Below are 19,937 nucleotides of genomic sequence, written 5' to 3' on the forward strand. Positions count from 1 at the left end.
CCTTAGCAGAAAGGCCGCTTGTAAGAGATAAATAAGGGTAAAGAATATATGGAAATTAGTCACTCATTTACCGTTTTACTTGTCGAAGATAGCATGTCCCTGGGGGCGTTATATACTGAGTACCTTCGCAATGAGGGGGCGAAAGTTACCCATGTCAATCATGGTGAAGATGCGCTGTCTGAGTTAACCAGTTGGCAACCGGATCTGCTTGTTCTAGATATCAAATTACCCGACATGTCTGGCATGGATATACTTCAAAAAGTCCAGTCCCACTACCCCGCTATGACCGTCATAATGATCACCGCACATGGCACCATTGACCTTGCTGTTGAGTCAATGAAGCTAGGGGCTTTTGATTTTATAATTAAACCCTTTGATGCGAAACGTCTGTCAATAACTGTTCGTAATGCATTGAAGCAGCACCAACTCGTTAACCTTGTTAGCAAGTATGAAAAGAGTTTGCCTAAAGCTAACTATATGGGGTTTATTGGCGAATCTTTATCTATGCAGGCCGTTTATAAAACCATTGATTGTGTTGCTAACAGTAAAGCCTCGGCTTTTATTGTTGGCGAGAGTGGAACGGGCAAAGAGGTGTGTGCTCAGGCCATTCATCATGCAGGGAGTCGTAAAGATAAGCCGTTTATTGCTCTGAACTGTGCTTCAATCCCCAAGGATTTGATTGAAAGTGAAATTTTTGGTCATACCAAAGGTGCCTTTACCGGGGCTGTTGCTAATCGAGATGGCGCTGCGACCCGAGCTCATGGTGGCACGCTATTTTTAGATGAAATTTGCGAGATGGACCTAGAGCTACAGAGCAAATTTCTTCGCTTTATTCAAACCGGTATATTCCAGAAGGTGGGGGGGACAAAGGAGGAGAAGGTGGATGTACGTTTTGTGAGTGCGACCAACCGGATCCCTTGGGAAGAGGTAAAAGCGGGGAGGTTTAGAGAAGATCTTTTCTATCGCCTACATGTTATCCCCATAGAGCTACCTCCATTGAGATCGAGAGGTAAAGATGTACTGCTATTGGCCAATAAATTACTTAAAGAGTACAACGCCGAGGAGGGGAAAAAGTTTAAAGGCTTTAGTGCTGATGCAAAGAAAATATTACAAAGCTACCAATGGCCTGGTAATGTCAGGCAACTACAAAATGTTATCAGGCAAATTGTGGTATTAAACACCTCAGATATGGTTGAGAGTGATATGTTGCCGGCTCAGGTATTAAGCGGAAATGGTGGTGTTAATAGCAGTGAGAATAAAGTGCCGGCGCCCCTTTCCTCTATAGGCGACTCTATAAAAAATCGTGCTCACACTCATCAGAGCGTTGAGAGTGCAAACTTTACAACCTCTCCCTCAGTGCTGGATGCTACAGGTAATGGCATCATTAATGGCGCCATTGAAACGGAGGCAGCGCCAAGTGAAGTTTTACATGTTCAGCCTGATGCTATTATTCCACTCTGGTTGTCAGAGAAACAAACCATAGAAGCGGCGATAGCGCTGTGTGATGGAAATGTGCCTAAAGCTGCAGCTATGCTAGATATTAGCGCATCGACTATCTATAGAAAGCGCCAAGGCTGGGAAGAGATGGAGAAAGAGGGAGTAAGTTCTTAACGTGGTATTTTATTCCCCTAACTTTAAGGCTCTAAACGCTTGTTTAGAGCCTAAAATATGAGTCTTCAACCGAGATTAAAAACGTCTCTCCCATGCGGCATACACACTGGTATCCCAATCATCGCCACCACTTGTCATATATTCACTATATCCTAAGGTGCCACCCACTTTGAGTGTCCCTTCATAGAAAGGTCTGTGATAGCTGGTATCAAACTGAACCATACGCTCATATTCACCAGGTGAGACAGGATTTCCTCCAGGCTCAGATGTGTCTGTGCCATCGAAGTTTAGCTTTAGTAATCTCAACTTATTGGTGATGCTCTGACCGCCACCAAGTTGAGTTATTCCGCCAACAACTAAACTGCGTGTGTCGTTGTCATAGGTGCTACCTAAGCTTTTTCCGTAGTAGCGGTAACCATCTTTGTAAAATCCATGCTCATACATGCAGTTATACACGTTATCATCGACACCACAAGATGCTGCTGTGTCTGCATATTCAATAAAGACGCGCGTATTGATATTACTTAATACAAAATCGACTCCGCCCATGTTTGATGCATTGATCAGTTGGTTCTTACCATTGTGGTAATCTTCATGGATACGTTCATAGTAGATCCCATAAGGGATACCAAAGGCTGTATCTGACCAACGGAAGTCATAGCCAGCTAGCATGTTCTCTTGACCGTTTTCTAGCTCGCCTTCAGTGCCGCCACCGTTAAAGAGTCCATCCCACCAGTCACTTAAACTATTGCCATATCCTTCGCCGCCCCATTGCATAGTCCATGAAAAGCCGACTTCAAGCTGAGAGATAGGTCTTAGTGTACCGCGAGCCCCCCAGTGTTTAGCTTCAGGCACGTAACGGTCGCTCTCCATCTGGCTAAAACTGGTGGTAAAAGTCCAAGGTCCAGCCCAGCTAAGCCAAGGTGTTTCAAAGGCTTCACTATTGTTACGGCTCAAGGTGATGCCCGGCATAGGTCTGGCGTTGGTGGTTTGTATTAGGCCTGTATCCCAGCCTGGTCCCCAGTACTTTTGTTGAGCACCGGCACTAACAATCCAGTTCCCTAACAATACGGCTGCAAAGCTATTATCTAAACGAGCACTGTTACCGTCGATGGGATCATAGTGGTAACTCGCAGAGACGCGACCGCTAAACCACTCTTTGGTGACTTCAGCATTGACCGTGGTTTCAGCTTTATCTCGGTAATCATGGCCAAACCCCAGAAATCGGGCTGTATCACTGGCTGCAGCGACTTTTATTTCACTGCTAAAGCTTTGATGATCTTTTTTATAAGCAGTCATCACTCGCTCATAGGCGCTGGCTTGCATGGCCGATAGGTTTTTAATCTCAGCCTTATCCATATCCTGCTTTAAACCTGCCCACATTAGTGGGTAAGTTGTTACTGGCTGTAGAATAATACCTGTGTCCGCGAGTAGTTGAATATCGGCTCTTAAAGCAAGGTCGTTAGGCTCAACCCACCAAGCGGCCTGTGCTGATGCACATGAAAGAAGTAATAATCCAGATAATATTTTGAGTTTCATGGTGATCCCTTATGTCATTGACGGAGATTCTAAGGGATTTGAGCTGTTCATAACAGTATTGAGCACGATTTTGGTGGTAAATTTAATCTTATGTATCCCGTCACCTTACATCTATTTGATTTATGTAGTCAGTGTTTTGAACTTGCTTGATTTTTAACTTGTTGACTAGGCTAGTGACTAGTCGAGAGGGCGAGCGGTTGACTAGTTAGTGGTGTTGATAAGTATGCCACTCAATATTTGGCATACTTATCAATACCGCTGCTAATGAGCGCGACTTTCGCCATTTAGCCTGTGATGGGTGCTGATTTACAGTATTGGTCGATAAACGTTTGATGTGAGGGCATTTGGGATACCTGCTTATCAACCACCTGTTTAAGTCCGATTAAAAAGCGATATAGCTCAGTATCGTTCATGTTATCAACAATCTGGTGATAATGCTCAGGTATAATGCCTTGGCCGAGCATCACTTGAGTCCATGAATCGATTCTGAATAACTCTGTCTCTGTTATGCACACATTAGCGGTCTCTTTAAACAGCTCGATTCGATGGGCTAAAGTGTCTGGGATAGGCATATTGTGACAGTATCGCCAAAAGGCTGTATCGTCCCTTTCAGTAGCTTTATAGTGCAATATGATAAAGTCACGAATACGCTCCATCTCCTCCTTTGTCTGCTTGTTATACTCATTGATATTGGCCTGACTTATCTCATTTTGTGGGAAGAGTTTCATTAGCCGTAAAACCGAAGCCATTATGAGATGCAGTGCTGTGGACTCCACTGGTTCCACAAAGCCGCTTGAGAGTCCAATAGCGACACAGTTTTTATTCCAACCTTTTAAGCGTCTGCCTGTTTTGTATTTAAATACCTTAGGCTCAGTGATTGGGGCTGATTCTAGATTACTCATAAGGCTCGCAATTGCGTCTTCATCGGTGGTGAATCGACTACAGTAGACTAATCCATTACCTACCCTGTGCTGAAGCGGGATGCGCCATTGCCAGCCGCATTCACGGGCCATTGACTGTGTATAAGGTCTAGGCTCTCCAGATTTTTCTGTTTGAACCGCAACCGCAGTATCGCAGGGAAGCAGGTGACCATAATTTTCAAAACCAGTGTTGAGCGCTCCCTCAATAAGTCTTGCTTTGAAACCGGTGCAATCGATAAACAGATCGCCTTCGATAAGTTCACCGCTTTGCAGCTTTAGCCCATCAATAAAACCCGTCTTTCCATTGATAAGCACATCATCAATAATCCCTTCGATATGTTTAACGCCATGGCGTTGTGAGAACTCAGAGAGATACTTTGCATAGAGTCCAGCATCGAGATGATAGGCATAATTAAGTGGTGAGTCTTTTGAACCAAAGAATTTTCCCTGTTTTGCAGCTTGCAACTCTACGCAATAATCACCAAATTCCCCCTCTATGCCTCGCTGCTTTCCTCCGACCCAGAAATGCTGAAACTCCCCCGCCCAACACTCCTTACCTGTGGTGCCAAAGGAGTGAATATAATTATCATTTAAATTGCCCCAATCGGTAAACTCAATCCCCAGTTTGAAAGTGCCCTGAACCGTGCGTAAAAACTCCTGCTCATCGATACCTAAGAGTTGGTTGAAGACTCTAATTGGGGGAATAGTCGCTTCGCCGACGCCAATTCGACCTATCTCTTCGGATTCGATTAAACTGATATCTAAGTTTTTTCCGAGTAGTTTTGATAGGGCTGCCGCTGTCATCCAGCCCGCAGAGCCGCCGCCAGCGATAATGACTTTTTTAATTTTGTTATTCTTATTGCTGATGTTGTTCATAATTCTTCCTTCACTTCTTTTTGAGGTCGAAATCGTTATTTGTGTTTTGTCTATTTTTATTGATTGTTAGCCGCTTGCGCATAAGCTGCTTTCATAAAATTGATAAGCGTTCTATTTGATGGCAATGCTTGGATATAGTGCGATTTTTTTTGTTGTATCTCATCAAAAAACTGTTTTGCCATGTCTAAGTTATCGGATTGCTTTAATTGAAAGGTTTGAGTGTTAAAGCCCATTCCATAAAGAATATATTGGTAACTGGCAGAGGGGAATATCTCTTCGTTTTGTATAAGATCATGACGACTAGGTGACTGATGTCGCCATAGGGTGAGTTGCTCATTAAGGCGTTCAGGTATTGACTTATCTGAGCGGTTATCATGCCAGTAATCAGAATCTGTGCGCTGACTTAGTAGGTAGTGCAGCTTCAGAAAGTCAATCACACGGGACCAACGATATAGAAAACGGTCGTTGTAACGCTTTGCGGTTATCTTCATCTGCTGGCGTGTTTTTGGTAGCTCTTCACTGATCAATTCTGCTGATAGTTCAATAAGGGCTAATGCTGAGGCTTCGAGTGGCTCGATAAATCCTGATGCCATCCCAACAGCGACACAGTTCTTATGCCAAAACTCTTTCCTATGACCTGGAGTAAATGAAATTTTTCGAGGACTAAGCTGCTCAGCTTGCGACTGACCAATAGATTTTGCGACATATTGGCATAGTTCATCTTGTACTTGTTGATCGTCACTATGCTGGCTTGAATAGGTATAGCCTACACCACGTCTGGTCGGCAAACCTATATCCCAGATCCACCCATTGGTTTTTGCCGTCGAAAGTGTCGTTGAGCTTATTGCTGTTTCATCGTCAAGGTAGGGGACTTGTAGTGCCATTGCCGTGTTATTAAACAGGATATGATCTTGCTTAATAAAGGGGACGTTAAAATGTTTACCAAGCAAAAGGGATTTAAGGCCTGTACAGTCAATGAAGAGATCGCCTCCGATATTGCCTGATTGTTTGGTACAGATCTCAGCGATGTCCCCATTTTCAGCTGAGATGATATCTGTCATATGGTCGATAATATGGCGAACCCCTAGCTTAGCGGTGCAATGCCTTGTTAATAGCGCTGCAAATTTGGTCGCGTCTAGGTGGTAACCATAGTTAGTGACTGCCGCATATTGCGGGGTTGCCGTTTGTTTGGGGGCCCTTGAGGCATCACAAATTGCTGTTTGGATACAGCTTGTTTCAGCAAAACTTGAAGCAGGCGCATAGGTTTTCCAAGCTTGATATAGGTTCGCCTGCCCATAGCCTTGAGGGGTCATAAATGGGTGATAATAACGCTCGCCTTGCCCGGCTTTCCAATCGATAAATTGCGAGCCTTGTTTAAAGGAGGCATCACAACAACTCACAAACTCTATTTCGCTAATACCTATCTTTTCTAGTGTAGAGCGCATGGAGGGCCAGGTGCCTTCACCAACGCCGATAGCACTGACTTGTGGTGATTCAATAAGCGTCACATTAATGGTATCGGGAAGGTGTGAAAGGTGCTCTGCAGCAATGAGTGCAGCGGTTAACCAGCCAGCGGTACCTCCGCCAACAATGGTGATACTTTTTATGGCATGCATCATAATTCCAGCCTACTTAGATGAATGTTTCTAGAAACGTTTTAATCTCCAAAACGCTTTTAAAAATAATCATTAACTGAGGTTGAAGTAAGATTATATGCCACTGAGTCAAATAACTCAGTGGCATAGATTTAGTACTTAGTTATAAATATCTTATTTCGCTCTTACGGGTTAAAAAGTGTAGCGAGCACCTAAGCTATAGCGTGCGCCGCCTTGCTCAAGATTCCAAAGCTGAGCTTCACTACGTGCGTGAGTGCGGTAACCTTCACCTGTGATATTGATGCCATCAAATGACACACTAAAGTTTTCAAACACCTCGTAAGAGATAGTCAAATCAACCTGCTGATGAGCTTCTGTAAATACAGGGTCTTGGCCATTAGTACCTGATAGGAACTCATCTCGCCAGTTGTAGGCGATACGTGTTTGGAAGCCATAGTTTTCATACATCAAGACTAAGTTAGCTGTATCACTTAAACCAAACAATGCAAACTGAGACTCACTTGGGTCTGCAGTTATGTCATAGCCTACATCGCCGCTTACAGTGGTGTAGTTGGCTTGCGCACCGAAACCTGTATCTCCAAAGAAGTGTTGAATAGCAAGCTCGAAACCATTGATTTTAGCGTCTTGGTTGTTAACTGGCGCGCTGGTTTCAAAATCCATGAGTGGATCATCACTATTAGCGATACCTGTGTAGTTATTTTCAAACCATTCGTGGGTTTGTGAGCCATAAGCCACACCTAAGTCATTCGCTGCAACCATAGAGAATAGCGTAGTGTCGGTAACCGACTCACCTAAGGCTTCAAGGTCTGCAATGGCTTGAGCTGCTCTTGGTCCATTAGTGATATCTCTTAAACCATATTGGCTCTTTACTTCAGGCTCATTACCTATGAAGTTGCTGACGCGCTTCTCGTAGTAACCGATAGAGGCGTAACTTGCATCGTCGAAATACCACTCGGTTGAAATATCAAAGTTATCAGATTCAAAAGGAACCAGTCCTGGGTTACCACTTGAGGCGCCGCCTGGTAGTGAACCCGCTAGAATAGTAGGTGCGGTGGGGCCGCCTAAGCCAATAACAGCTGCACTTAAGTCATTGTATGATGGGCGAGAGATTGTCTTACTGTATGAGAAGCGTGCCACGACATCGTCAACGACTTCGATATCAAAATCTAAGTTTGGCAGTAGGTGGCTGTAACTTGAATCAATTGAGACAGGGTTACTGTTTGCAATTGAACCTTGTTGCACAGAAAAGTCATTGTTACTGTCCCAGTGAACCCCAGTTGGAACGGCTGTGCTTGATGTTGAGGTGATATCGGTTTTTTCATATCTAAGGCCGACAACGACATTGTATGGCATCTCGCCAAGCTCACCTGTAAGTTCAAGTTGCACGTAAGCTGCATTAATATCTTCTTCAATGAGGCTATCGGTTGACACTGAGTCAATGCCCGCAAAACCAAAGCCATACTTGTTTGCCGCCCAAGCACCTACTTCAGATGCACTGCCAGTAAAGCCTTGAGTCCAGCCTCCTGCAGTACTGTAGTCGTCAAACTCATCTGCATAATCAACTGGAGAAAGGAAACCATCAGGTAATTCACCTGGGTTTGAGATCCCCCAGCCACCCATCTCGTTCATCAAATCGCGTTGAACAGTATGGCTAGACATTGAGCGGTGCTCGATACCAAAATCGATGCCGCCATTATCAAACTCATAGGCACCATCAAGGCGTATTTGAGTGATATCAGTTTCGTGAGAATACTCATCTCTATCTAACATGGATGTACCCACATCACCCGCATCAAGCATACCGTTAGGGTTCAAGCCTGGACGAGTCGAGTCATCAAAGTCTATCTGCATTAATGGTAGGCCGCCATTATAGATACCAGTTTGACCAGCCACTACGTTAGCGCCAAGGCCTACGTTGATCCAGCTACCGTAATCAGCATTTGGGCTACGTTCAGCTTTAGAGTCATGAGCATCCAAAGTCAGACTAAAGTCATCAGTGACATCGTAGCTTAGATTTAGGCCAATAGAGTTATTCTCATTTAACGTATTACCTTCTTGGAGTGCGAGGCCTAGATCTCGCGGATCTTGCCAGCGTCTATCTTCACTGTGGATGATCGGTGTTTTGATCATCTCATCATCGAAGGTAAAGTCAGTTTTAAAAGAGTCCATCCAGATTGACTGCTCGGCTCTTTTTTCTAAGGTTTCTTGTCTTGAGTAGGTGTAATCTAAGGTCGCCGTGAACGCGTCGACAGGTCTAAATTGGAGCGTAAGTTGAGCGTTATCACGGGTACGCTCTCTATCTGCTACTGAGTAGCGAATATCTGAGGGGAGGGCATGAAGCTGGCCCATAGCTGGTGGATTGTTTAGCACAATCTTATCACCATCTTGAGGCTCTGTAGGTGAGTTAGGTACAGTACCGTCCCATGCTGAAGTGCGCCAATCATTAACAAATGCACCCACTGCTGCGTTATGACGTACTTGATGGCTGGCTGTTAGTGATGCACCAAACATCTCATTGTCATCTGTCCAGCTGATAAGGCCTGAAAGCTCAGGTGTTACATCATCACCCACTCGATTAGTGGTATCGTGTAGCGCTTTGGCACCAATGCTTACCTTTAAACCTGGGTTGTTGAGTGGTTTATTGGTGACAATATTAATCGTACCGCCAATGCCGCCTGAAGCGATATTGGCTTTGCCTGTTTTATAAACTTCAACTGCACTGACACTCTCTGAAGCGAGGTTGGCAAAATCAAACGCACGGCTACTACCATCACCAGCAGCTGGCATAGCACGGCCGTTTAGTGTGACCATATTGTACTGAGGGCCAAAACCACGAATTGTCACTTGGCTACCTTCGCCATTACTACGGTCAATAGCAACACCTGTGATACGTTGTAGAGACTCAGCTAAGTTAGAGTCTGGAAACTTACCGATATCTTCAGCAGTGATAGCGTCAACGACACCGGTAGCGCTTCTTTTAAGGTCGGTAGATTTAATCAAGCTGCCGCGAATACCTTTGACCGCAATGACTTCAATATCTTGATCTTCTTCAGCGGCATACACAGGCGCAAGTGCAGTGGCACTTAAGGCTAGTGAAAGGCTTGTTGCTAATGCTGTTTTTTTAAATTTCTGTTGTTGCATTTCCATCTCCCCCCGGAAACATTCAATCGTAATTTTGTAAGTTAATCTAATATTGCAAACCCGATGTAAGCGCTTTCAAAACAGCTTAAAAAAATAAAGCAAGCTCTAGGAATTCAAATTTGTAAGCGCTTACACAAAACTAGGTCAATTAATAATCGCAGTCAACATAAATATTACTTTATTTTAACAAGTGTTGTTTTACAAGAGAAGTTAAATTTTGTATCGTACTGATTTATTAGAGGTTTGGTTTGTGTTGTTCGTCATGGAGACTTGTAATAATTTAGCGGTAAATACTAAAAAATGAGTCAGATGTACGTTTATTGTTGGCGTTTTATCGGGCTGAAGATAGATCTTGGGCTGATACTGGCTAAATGACGGACGATTAACAATTTGAGGATAACGAATACTCACTCAATTGAAACCTGCTCTTATTGGGGCTTCTGGATTGCTATAGGCTAGAAATGTCTGGAGGATGTTGGCTGAGCGCTCAAGGGGGTTAGGTAGGTCACTGCGCTATATTTTACTGGCATATTTCACTGGATATGGTATGCAGGTATAGCCGATATCGACACCGACTATACCCATGACAAGTCTTGCTATATTTTGCTGATTGAGTCTCTATGGACAACAGCTGGTTCGAACATGTTTTTAATTTCGAGCGGCTTGTTCTGGTATGTGTTTTTTAAGATCCAGCGGGCTGCCATATGGCCCATCTCACCAATAGGATAGTCTATTGTGGTTAGCTTGGGGTGAATGTAGTTCGCTAAGATAATATTATCGAAACCTATGATTGAAACTTTGGAAGGGATATCTACCTGCATCTGCCGGGCTGCGTCCATCGCACCTGCTGCCATCTCATCATTGGCACAGATCAACGCCGTAAAGTTCACCTTTGCTTGCATCAGCACATTGAAGCCCTCACTGCCGCCTGTTTCTAAGTAATCTCCTTCGAAAACCAGTGCGGGATTATAGGTTAATCCCGCTTCTCTAATTGCTTGCTTGTGGCCTGCTAGTCGAGCTTGAGTATCGACTTTCCAAGCCGGACCTGAAATATAGGCCAGCTCTTTATGTCCTGTATCTAGCATCGCTTTGGTTGCTAAGTAACCACCGAGCTGATTGTCTAAGTAGATACAGGAATCTTTGAGTTCGGGGATATAGCGGTTAATAAGTACAATAGGAGTGGCACCTTTACTGAGCTTAATTAGGTACTCATCAGATACAGCTTCTACATGTAAAATAAGGGCGTCACAACGACGATCAATAAGAAACTCAATCCCCTCTTTTTCGCTCTGTTCATCACTGTGGCCTGCTGCAATGATGACATGTTTTTTTGATGTTCTAAGCTCGGCTTCAATTCCACTCATCATGGCACCATAGAAGGGGCCGTGAAGTTCTGAAACAAGAACACCCACACTGTTTGAGCGATTTGAGGCGAGAGATTGCGCGATAGAGTTTGGCCTGTAACCGAGCTCTTCCATGGCATCGAGCACTTTCTTTTCAGTTTTTTCGCTCACTTTCGTGTTCTTGTTCATCACTCTGGATACTGTCGCTAACGACACTCCAGCTAGCACAGAGACATCATAAATAGTTGCCATACTTTTCCTTATTGTGCTTATATCGATTGCTATTACGTATGAATCGTTGTCGCTATCTTATTCTTTACGCTATAAATTTACCAAAGCTTTTAACTATTTTTATTACCAAATAGCCATATATTGTAACCTTAATTGCATTCTCCTATTGGCTTATTGGTCTCTTCGTCGAGTGCTCGGCGGATCTGTTCGACTTTATTATCGTCGAGCTTATAGCTGAACATGATCGCTGCAACAACCAGTGAACCTAGTGCAGGGTAGAGGGTAAATGAGAGCAATATGCCAGTTTGAGTGGCGGCAGTTTGTACGACATCGGCTTGATAATCGTAATAGGCGAGTGCCCAGCCAGCTAATGCGCCACCGAGCGCAATACCTAACTTGATAAAAAATATCACAGTTGCATATACGACCCCAGCAATACGCGTCCCCGTCTTCCATTGGCCGTAATCAATGCTATCAGCCATTTTGGCCCAGAGTAGGGGAGTGGCCATATCGAGTGTAAACTTCCAAAGAAAAAAAGCGCTAAAGGCGAATACTAGTTGCTCCTTCTCTATGAAATAGCCTATTGCACAGAATATAGCTGCTATCAGCTGTAGGCTGATATAGGCTTTGATTTTACAAAAATGTTTAGCGATTAGCTGAGCCATGGCGCAGCCCAACATACTGCCTAGCATACCTATGGTCATAAAAGCGGTGATCAGATCTTCCCTTCCAAGCAGGTATTTTACGTAGTAGACAGCGAGCGTCATTTTAAAAACTTGCCCAGTAAGAAGAAATAAGCCTGCGACACATAAGATACGAGCCTGATCGTTATGCCAAAATGTTTCGAAGGCTGTTTTAAAGCTTAATTGTTGATGTTTTACAGCTTTGACTCTCTCTTTAGTTCCGGCAAAACAGATTAAAAACAGTAAGACACCAAAGCTACTCATCAAGAGCATAGTCAGCTGGTAGCCCTTTGCATCATCTCCATCTCCGAGCCATTCAACTAAAGGTAAGGTAAATGCTGCGACGAGCACACCGCCAAACATGGCGAGTACGAACCGAAAGGACTGTACTGACACTCGCTGTTTAGGATCGCTTGTGAGCACGGCACCTAAAGCACAATAGGGAATATTGATGGCGGTATAACAGACCATAAGCAAGGTATAAGTAATAAACGCATAGATGAGTTTATTAGTGTCGCTCAGTTCTGGTGAGGTGAAGGCTAAAACACTTATCACGCCAAATGGCAGTGCTAAGTAGAGAAGGTAGGGGCGGAACTGCCCCCATCTGCTGCTGGTTCTATCTGTGAGTGCGCCCATTATCGGATCGTTTATGGCATCAAAGACACGGACAATTAAAAACATGGTGCCGACAGCGGCCGGAGATAGGCCTACGATATCCGTATAATAGAGCAGGAGAAACATCATAACGGTTTGAAATATGATGTTACTGGCCGTATCTCCAAGGCCGTAAGCCACCTTTTCCTTAATCGAGATCATATAGAGGTGTTATCCTAGTTATCATTAGATTAAGCCATGGCTAAGTCGCCCCTACGTTTTGCAAGCTCCTCACCTATGTGTTGGTTTTGTTTGCAACCAAGTGGGTAAAACAGCATTAAGATAACCCCAGCAAAGGCAAAACTTGCCGGTATCCAACTCATTAACAGTTGCATACCCGGTAACGAAGCTTCAATTGTCGAACTATCCATGCCATCGTATCCGTAGCCTGCGAGTACAACTAACACCAATGCTCCGGCGAACCCGCCACCCGTTTTTTGTACAAAGGTTCCCGCAGAATAGATGAGGCCTGTTGCTCGGCGACCATTTTTCCATTCGGAATAATCAGCTGAATCACCCAGCATAGAGAAAAATAGGGTTGGCATCATGGCTGCAAAAAATTCGGCAGAGCAACCCAAAATGAAAATAGCAGAAATGTTGCCATTAGGTACCCAGTAGAAAGCCGCGGTTAATAGCCCGCTTAACAGCAGTGATATGATAAACAGCTTTTGTTTACCCCACTTTCTAGCGAGGTAACCGGTAGAGAGTGCACCGAGTATCGATACGATAAGCAGGGCGATAAAGTACTTGCCAGCCATCAGTTCATCACCTACCTGATATTTAAAGTAGTAGGCAATGACACCATATTTAATGCCATTGAACATCATGGTGAGAAACCCCATTCCAAGTAAGATCAACCAAGGCTTGTTGGTGAGAAGATCGATCATATCTCTTTGGGTTCTGGATATCTTATCTGTGTCTTGATTGATGAGCCTTTTGATGACGAGCCACATGAGTGCCATGACAATGACAAAGAAAATACCGCTATATAAATTACGGTAGTAAAAGAAGAGTGTCGTTGCCAGCAATGGCAAAATAATGAAAGGTAAGTTTTTACTGAGATCCCTAAGCTCAGTGGAAAGCTTACTTGATTCATCTATTGCAGGAGTGACTCTTTCTTTAGTCGTTATGAAAGTGATAACCATTAACGTCATTAGAATAACGGCAAATAAGTACATGGTGTGCTGATAGCCTTTAGCGTCATCACCAGCGCCAAACAAGGCCACTAGATCTGGTAAAAAACCCATAACTAAAAGCCCGCCGCCAAACGCGCCTGCAAATCTAAACCCAGAAAGGCTAGTTCGTTCAGTGTCACTGGGCGTCATGACCCCCATTAATGCAGAGTAGGGCACATTATTGAATGTGTAGGCTAGGGTTAGACCTATGTAGGTAACATAGGCATAGATAAGTTTATTTTGGTCGCTTAAATCAGGCGTGCTGAAACATAGCACCATGAAGAGGGCGAGAAAGGGGGTTGACCAGAGGATCCAAGGGCGAAACTTCCCCCAGCGGGTTGATGTCCTATCGGCAACCATTCCCATAATGATGTCAGTGACGCCATCAGATAAGCGGACAACGAGAAACAGCAAGGCCGCAGCGCTGGCCGTTAACCCAAAGGTGTCTGTGTAAAATACAGCTAGGTAAGCCAAGGCGCCACGCCAAACTAAGTTGGCTGCAGCGTCTCCCATGGCATAACCCAATTTCTCTTTAACTGAGAGTTTAGACATTACTCGCTCCACGATTTTTTATTATTATTTTCGGTTGCTTATAAGTGTTTTATACGCCATCCCACTGGTTTTTAGCGTTCTTTGTTGTGTTTCATAATCGACATAAACGATGCCGAATCGTTTCAGGTAGCCTTCTGCCCACTCGAAGTTATCCATTAAGCTCCAAGCAAAATATCCCCGTATATCGACACCTTGTTCGATGGCAAAGCTAACGGCTTTGAGGTGTTCCTGATAGTAGTCTACTCTACCAAAATCTTTTACTTCACCATCAATAAGCTTATCAGCCATTGCTGCACCATTCTCCGTTATATAGATAGGAGGCAGCTTGTATAAAGCATTCAGTGAGGTGAGTAGTTCTGTTAATCCTTGGGGATAGATCTCCCAACCGATATCGGTATGTAAAGCCGTATCGTTTGCTACTTCCTCAAAAATTGTTTGCGCATTAGCCTGATAGATAAGGCGTGTGTAATAGTTTACCCCAAGAAAATCGATGGGCTGGGAGATGATATCGAGATCGCCATCATGAATGTCAGGTCTAACATCCTCAGGAAGAGACTTGAGCAGTTCTGGATAGGCTCCGTCCATAATCGGTTTAATATACCACTGGTTCATATAATCATCGGCGTGCTTAGTCGCCGCTACATCGTCAGCGGATCCACTGTGTGAATAGCATGGCGTAAAGTTGAGAACGATTCCATTATCTGAGTTCGGGCTATTTTTTTGTAACACTTTCATGGCTAAGCCGTGAGCTAAAAGCAGGTGATGTGCTGCGGTTCTACCCTGTTTAGCGCCAGAAATTCCAGGAGCATGGATACCCACTTCATAACCTAAATAGGCACTACAGAAAGGTTCATTTAATGTAGCATATGACGCCACTCTGTCGCCAAATGCTTGAGATATCTTGTCAGCGTAATCACTAAACAAGTATGGCGTGGCACGATTTAACCAGCCACCGTTATCCTCAATATGTTGGGGAAGGTCCCAATGATATAAGGTGACAAAGGCTTTTATATTAAACTGCTTGAGCTTATCTAACAGTTTAATGTAAAAGTTGACTCCCTCACTGTTCAAGCTGCCATCTTGGTTTATGACTCGCCCCCATGAGATTGATAATCGGTAGGCATCGACGTTTAAGCTATTGATTAAGTCGAGATCCTTATCCCAGAGATTGACATGATCGCAAGCTGTTAATCCATCAGACTGATCGGCAATAGCGCCAGGTTTTTTACAAAAATTATCCCAGATATTTGGAAGTCGATTAGTGGCACTTCCCTCAATTTGAAATGAAGCTGTCGCGACCCCGTAAGTAAACTGGGGCGATAGCATTACAGAGTCTTTTGGTAGTTGTATTTTCATCACAGTTATCAACATTTAGTTAATTTATCAGTAATGCAGTAGTTAATCACTGCGGCGTGTAATGCGTATCTGCATACTCATATTTGGAAGCGCTTACATCGCGACTTAAAAAAATTGCTATTCGTTACGAGTGTGTTATAAATGAAAGCGCTTACATCAAACATAGAGCTTTAAATGTTAAAGATCAATAGATTTATTTAACAGGTTTATCAGTTGTAACTGGCGGCGGTGATGGTATGTGAGCACTGTAAAGCTGAAACAGATACTCGATGACGGGTAAAACTAATAATTATAAGGATGATTTATGGCTGCGATACCTACTACACCACCTCAAGAACGTGATCTTACGAGTCAAGGCAGTGACGGAAAAGTACAAGGCTATCGGTTTTCATTAGCTTGCCTGACTTCGCTATTTTTTATTTGGGGTTTGCTAACAAGCTTAAACGACATACTCATTCCCTACCTCAAAGGTATGTTTGACCTTAGCTACACTCAAGCTATGTTGATTCAGTTTTGTTTTTTTGGCGCATATTTTATTGTTTCAGTTCCAGCCGGCGCGTTAGTGAGCAAAATTGGCTATCAAAAGGGCATAGTCTTTGGTTTGATGGTTGCTGGAGTGGGCGCTCTGTCTTTCTATCCTGTTGCGACAACTGGATCATATTTCGCCTTTTTAACGGCGCTATTCGTTCTGGCTGCAGGGATCACTTTACTGCAAGTCTCTGCAAACCCGTTTGTTAGTGTGCTTGGTGAGGCTAAAACGGCATCATCTAGATTAACAATGACACAAGCCTTTAATTCACTAGGGGCCACATTAGCCCCCATTTTTGGTGGCTGGCTGATACTGTCATCGGTTACAGAAGCCACTTATGGGAGTAGCCAAAACCAAGCCACAGCGGTACAAACTCCCTACCTTATATTGGCATCTGCGTTATTTGTGATGGCGCTGATTTTTGCGTTTCTTAAGCTTCCTAAAGTTGAAACTAAGCCTGAAGAGTACAAGGCTGAGGGCAAGTCACTGGGCAACTTACAAAGTACACCTGTTAGTCAAGGGAGTGCTTGGCAATATAGGCATTTGGTACTGGGCGCGTTGGCTATCTTCGTTTATGTCGGCGCTGAGGTGGGGATCGGCAGTTTATTGATTAACTTTGCTGCTATGGAGAGTATTGCTGGCTTAGAAGAGGTAAAAGCTGCGAAATATGTCACTTACTACTGGGGCGGAGCTATGGTCGGCCGCTTTGTCGGAGCATTAGTGATGCAGAAAGTCTCTGCGGGCAAGGTACTTGGTTTTAACAGTATTTTAGCAGTGGCTTTAGTACTGGTCGCCACTTTCTCATCAGGCATGATAGCGCTGTGGGCAATTATTCTGGTGGGTCTGTGTAATTCAATTATGTTTCCGACTATTTTCACCCTTGCTCTCAGAGGGCTAAAACAACATACCAGCCAAGGCTCTGGCGTATTATGTTTAGCCATAGTTGGCGGGGCTATTCTTCCTGTTGCTCAGGGCTTTATTGCTGATGTTGCCGGTATTCAATTGTCCTTCTTGCTACCTATGCTCTGCTTTGTTTACATCGCCTACTATGGCTTGGTGGGCTGTCAGCTTAATAGTCGTATCGCATCGGGCGTAATGCCGGGAGGTAACAATGAGCAAGCTTAACAAGATAGTAATATCGCTGGCTGTTACAGGTGTCTTATTGGTTAGCTTGAGCAGCTGTGGCTATAAAAGCGCACCAGATACAGAACTGCCTACATCATCAGTGTCTGTAGCGCTGGGTGAGCTTCAATCTGCCTCAAAAAACAGTATTGAAATCTGGCCCAAGTTGTCAATGGAATTGCCTGCTAACCTTGCTGATGAGGAGCGAATAGCCGAACTACTCAGTGGCATGACATTAGAGCAGAAAGTCGCTCAGATGATCCAACCTGAGATCCGTGATATCACTGTGGATGATATGCGTCAATATGGCTTTGGCTCATACCTTAATGGCGGCGGTGCATTTCCTGATAACAATAAGCATGCGACTCCTGCCGATTGGATTAAGCTTGCCGAGTCGATGTACCAAGCTTCAGTTGATGACTCTCTTGACGGCTCTTCAATTCCCACTATGTGGGGAACCGATGCGGTACATGGCCATAATAATGTCATTGGCGCGACACTGTTTCCTCATAATATTGGTCTTGGTGCGGCTAATAACCCAGTACTAATCGAGCAGGTGGCTGCAATTACTGCTACAGAGGTGATGGTGACTGGTATCGACTGGGTATTTGCACCAACAGTTGCTGTTGTGAGAGATGATAGATGGGGAAGAACCTATGAAGGCTATTCTGAAGATCCCCAAATAGTTAAAGAGTACGCAGGTGCAATTGTTAAAGGCTTACAAGGAACCGTAGGAAAAGATTTTCTTGGTGATAATCGAGTCATATCGACGGTTAAACATTTTCTTGGTGACGGTGGCACGCAAGCTGGTGTCGATCAGGGAGATAACCTCTCAACAGAGCAACAACTGTTTGATATTCATGCTCAAGGTTATGTCAGTGGTTTAACCGTAGGCGCTCAAACGGTAATGGCGTCATTTAACAGCTGGAACGGTGTTAAAAACCATGGCAATCACTACCTGTTAACTCAAGTCTTGAAAGAGCGAATGGGCTTTGATGGTTTAGTTGTTGGTGATTGGAATGGTCACGGGCAAGTAACAGGCTGCAGCAATACCAGTTGTGCCAAGGCGGCTAATGCCGGGCTTGATATCTTTATGGTGCCGACTGCTGCTTGGAAACCTTTGTATGAAAATACACTGGCTCAGGTTAGAAGTGGCGAGATAGCTTTGTCTCGTATCGATGATGCAGTTACCCGTATTTTGCGGGTAAAATTAAGAGCGGGCTTATTTGATAAGCCAAGTCCTGCAAAGCGAGTGTTATCGGGAAAGACCGAGTTGATTGGTGCTAAAGCTCACAGGGAAATCGCTAAACAAGCTGTGCGAGAGTCACTGGTATTGTTGAAAAATGAAAACAATTTACTGCCTCTTAATCCCAATTTACAGGTGTTAGTGGCAGGTGATGGTGCTGACAATATCGGTAAACAGTCTGGTGGCTGGAGTATTACTTGGCAAGGGACCAACAATAGTAATGCTGATTTTCCTGGGGGGAGCTCTATCTATGATGGCATTAAGCAAACAGTTGTCGCCGCTGGTGGCCAAGTTGAGTTGAATGTAGCTGGTGAGTTTAGCCAAAAACCGGATGTTGCCATTGTGGTGTTTGGCGAAGAGCCTTATGCAGAGGGCGTCGGGGATGTTGAAAACCTAGAGTTTCAAGCTAACACTAAGCATGATTTAGCTTTGCTTAAACAGTTTAAGGCCCAAGGTATTCCTGTTGTTTCAGTCTTTTTAACGGGGAGACCGCTGTGGGTGAATGCGGAGCTTAATGCCTCTGATGCCTTTGTTGTGGCTTGGCTACCGGGCAGTGAAGGCGATGGCGTTGCTGACGTTATTTTCTCCAAGCCTGATGGGAGTGTGAATTATGCAATAACTGGAAAGCTATCCTATTCATGGCCTGCAAACGCGCGACAAACCAAAGTTAATCGCTTTGATGATAAGTATGAACCTCTATTTGCCTATGGTTATGGCTTGAGCTACGGGCAAAGTGATTCGTTAGGTTCAGCGTTATCGGAAAAGGTTGAACGAAGTCGTGAGCAAGTGACTAGCCTATCTATTTTTGATGGTTCAGTTAAATCTCCCTGGCAGCTAATGATTGGCAGCAATGGAAAAAGAGAGCCGGTTTTAAGCAGCATACAGAGCAATGGTGTTGTTGCGTATCGCACCAGTGATAGAGAGGTCCAGGAAGATGCCAGACTGGTATCTTTTAATGGAACCGGATTAGGCGAGCTCAGCTTTGTTAGCCCATCTTCTGTTGATATGAAAAAACTTCAAGGTTCAGACTCAGCGTTATCTTTAACCCTCAAACTTAGTCATCCTATCTCATCTCCAGTTCAATTATCTATGGAGTGTGGGGATAACTGTGTGGGCAATATACAGCTAGCGCCAGCATTAACTAACTTGGATGTCGGTCAGTGGCAATCACTTACCGTTGATCTTAGGTGTTTCTCGCAGGCCGGTATGAAGTTTGAGAACAGCACTTCGCCATTTTCTATCTCCAGTAGAGGAAAAGTCACCTTGGAATTTTCAAATATTAGTATTGAAGCGTTGAGTGGGAAGGGGGCTGATATTTCATGTCATTAAACTGAGGTAACTCA

General features: G+C 44.2%; 11 protein-coding genes. 3 read left to right on the plus strand and 8 right to left on the minus strand.

Features of this window, described 5'->3' with window-relative positions; all coding sequences use genetic code 11:
• Window positions 1–48: 48 nt before the first annotated feature.
• Window positions 49–1,611: a sigma-54 dependent transcriptional regulator gene (locus BM736_RS09125; RefSeq protein WP_076411096.1), complete on the plus strand. Its 1,563-nt coding sequence runs from the start codon at window positions 49–51 to the stop codon at window positions 1,609–1,611.
• A 75-nt stretch (window positions 1,612–1,686) separates the two neighbouring features.
• On the opposite strand, the gene BM736_RS09130 is transcribed toward BM736_RS09125, so the two are convergent.
• From BM736_RS09130 to BM736_RS09165, 8 genes are all read right to left on the minus strand, one after another.
• A complete protein-coding gene (locus BM736_RS09130; protein ID WP_076411098.1) occupies window positions 1,687–3,150 on the minus strand; it encodes a capsule assembly Wzi family protein in 1,464 nt (487 codons plus the stop codon).
• Between the two features lie 284 nt (window positions 3,151–3,434).
• Window positions 3,435–4,946 carry a tryptophan halogenase family protein gene (locus BM736_RS09135; RefSeq protein WP_076411100.1) on the minus strand — a complete coding sequence of 504 codons (1,512 nt, stop codon included), beginning with the start codon at window positions 4,944–4,946 and terminating at the stop codon, window positions 3,435–3,437.
• Between the two features lie 56 nt (window positions 4,947–5,002).
• Window positions 5,003–6,565, minus strand: coding sequence for a tryptophan halogenase family protein (locus tag BM736_RS09140; RefSeq protein WP_076411102.1), 1,563 nt, complete (start codon window positions 6,563–6,565; stop codon window positions 5,003–5,005).
• 168 nt (window positions 6,566–6,733) lie between these two features.
• On the minus strand, window positions 6,734–9,703 hold the full coding sequence (locus BM736_RS09145) for a TonB-dependent receptor (RefSeq protein WP_076411104.1): 2,970 nt from the start codon (window positions 9,701–9,703) through the stop codon (window positions 6,734–6,736).
• 596 nt (window positions 9,704–10,299) lie between these two features.
• The gene (locus tag BM736_RS09150) at window positions 10,300–11,298 is read right to left on the minus strand and encodes a LacI family DNA-binding transcriptional regulator (RefSeq protein WP_076411107.1); all 999 of its coding nucleotides are present in this window, start codon (window positions 11,296–11,298) and stop codon (window positions 10,300–10,302) included.
• A gap of 128 nt (window positions 11,299–11,426) precedes the next feature.
• The gene (locus BM736_RS09155; RefSeq protein WP_076411109.1) at window positions 11,427–12,776 is read right to left on the minus strand and encodes a glycoside-pentoside-hexuronide (GPH):cation symporter; all 1,350 of its coding nucleotides are present in this window, start codon (window positions 12,774–12,776) and stop codon (window positions 11,427–11,429) included.
• Between the two features lie 29 nt (window positions 12,777–12,805).
• The gene (locus BM736_RS09160; RefSeq protein WP_076411111.1) at window positions 12,806–14,341 is read right to left on the minus strand and encodes an MFS transporter; all 1,536 of its coding nucleotides are present in this window, start codon (window positions 14,339–14,341) and stop codon (window positions 12,806–12,808) included.
• A gap of 24 nt (window positions 14,342–14,365) precedes the next feature.
• On the minus strand, window positions 14,366–15,697 hold the full coding sequence (locus tag BM736_RS09165) for a GH1 family beta-glucosidase (RefSeq protein ID WP_076411113.1): 1,332 nt from the start codon (window positions 15,695–15,697) through the stop codon (window positions 14,366–14,368).
• A gap of 304 nt (window positions 15,698–16,001) precedes the next feature.
• Between BM736_RS09165 and BM736_RS09170 the strand changes: the two genes are divergently transcribed.
• Together BM736_RS09170 and BM736_RS09175 are read left to right on the plus strand one after the other, a co-directional pair.
• On the plus strand, window positions 16,002–17,351 hold the full coding sequence (locus BM736_RS09170) for a sugar MFS transporter (RefSeq protein WP_076411115.1): 1,350 nt from the start codon (window positions 16,002–16,004) through the stop codon (window positions 17,349–17,351).
• Window positions 17,338–19,923 carry a glycoside hydrolase family 3 N-terminal domain-containing protein gene (locus tag BM736_RS09175; protein WP_076411118.1) on the plus strand — a complete coding sequence of 862 codons (2,586 nt, stop codon included), beginning with the start codon at window positions 17,338–17,340 and terminating at the stop codon, window positions 19,921–19,923. Before BM736_RS09170 ends, BM736_RS09175 begins: the two co-directional genes overlap by 14 nt.
• Window positions 19,924–19,937: the final 14 nt, after the last annotated feature.

The organism is Shewanella sp. UCD-KL12, from assembly GCF_001957125.1.
Taxonomy (GTDB): Bacteria; Pseudomonadota; Gammaproteobacteria; order Enterobacterales; family Shewanellaceae; genus Shewanella.

What these genes read in the sequence shown, in the direction of transcription:
- BM736_RS09155 (WP_076411109.1), bottom strand. Translation starts at nt 12,776, where the DNA reads ATGATCTCGATTAAGGAAAAGGTGGCTTACGGCCTTGGAGATACGGCC.
- BM736_RS09125 (WP_076411096.1), top strand. Translation starts at nt 49, where the DNA reads ATGGAAATTAGTCACTCATTTACCGTTTTACTTGTCGAAGATAGCATG.
- BM736_RS09150 (WP_076411107.1), bottom strand. Translation starts at nt 11,298, where the DNA reads ATGGCAACTATTTATGATGTCTCTGTGCTAGCTGGAGTGTCGTTAGCG.
- BM736_RS09140 (WP_076411102.1), bottom strand. Translation starts at nt 6,565, where the DNA reads ATGATGCATGCCATAAAAAGTATCACCATTGTTGGCGGAGGTACCGCT.
- BM736_RS09165 (WP_076411113.1), bottom strand. Translation starts at nt 15,697, where the DNA reads ATGAAAATACAACTACCAAAAGACTCTGTAATGCTATCGCCCCAGTTT.
- BM736_RS09145 (WP_076411104.1), bottom strand. Translation starts at nt 9,703, where the DNA reads ATGCAACAACAGAAATTTAAAAAAACAGCATTAGCAACAAGCCTTTCA.
- BM736_RS09130 (WP_076411098.1), bottom strand. Translation starts at nt 3,150, where the DNA reads ATGAAACTCAAAATATTATCTGGATTATTACTTCTTTCATGTGCATCA.
- BM736_RS09175 (WP_076411118.1), top strand. Translation starts at nt 17,338, where the DNA reads ATGAGCAAGCTTAACAAGATAGTAATATCGCTGGCTGTTACAGGTGTC.
- BM736_RS09170 (WP_076411115.1), top strand. Translation starts at nt 16,002, where the DNA reads ATGGCTGCGATACCTACTACACCACCTCAAGAACGTGATCTTACGAGT.
- BM736_RS09135 (WP_076411100.1), bottom strand. Translation starts at nt 4,946, where the DNA reads ATGAACAACATCAGCAATAAGAATAACAAAATTAAAAAAGTCATTATC.
- BM736_RS09160 (WP_076411111.1), bottom strand. Translation starts at nt 14,341, where the DNA reads ATGTCTAAACTCTCAGTTAAAGAGAAATTGGGTTATGCCATGGGAGAC.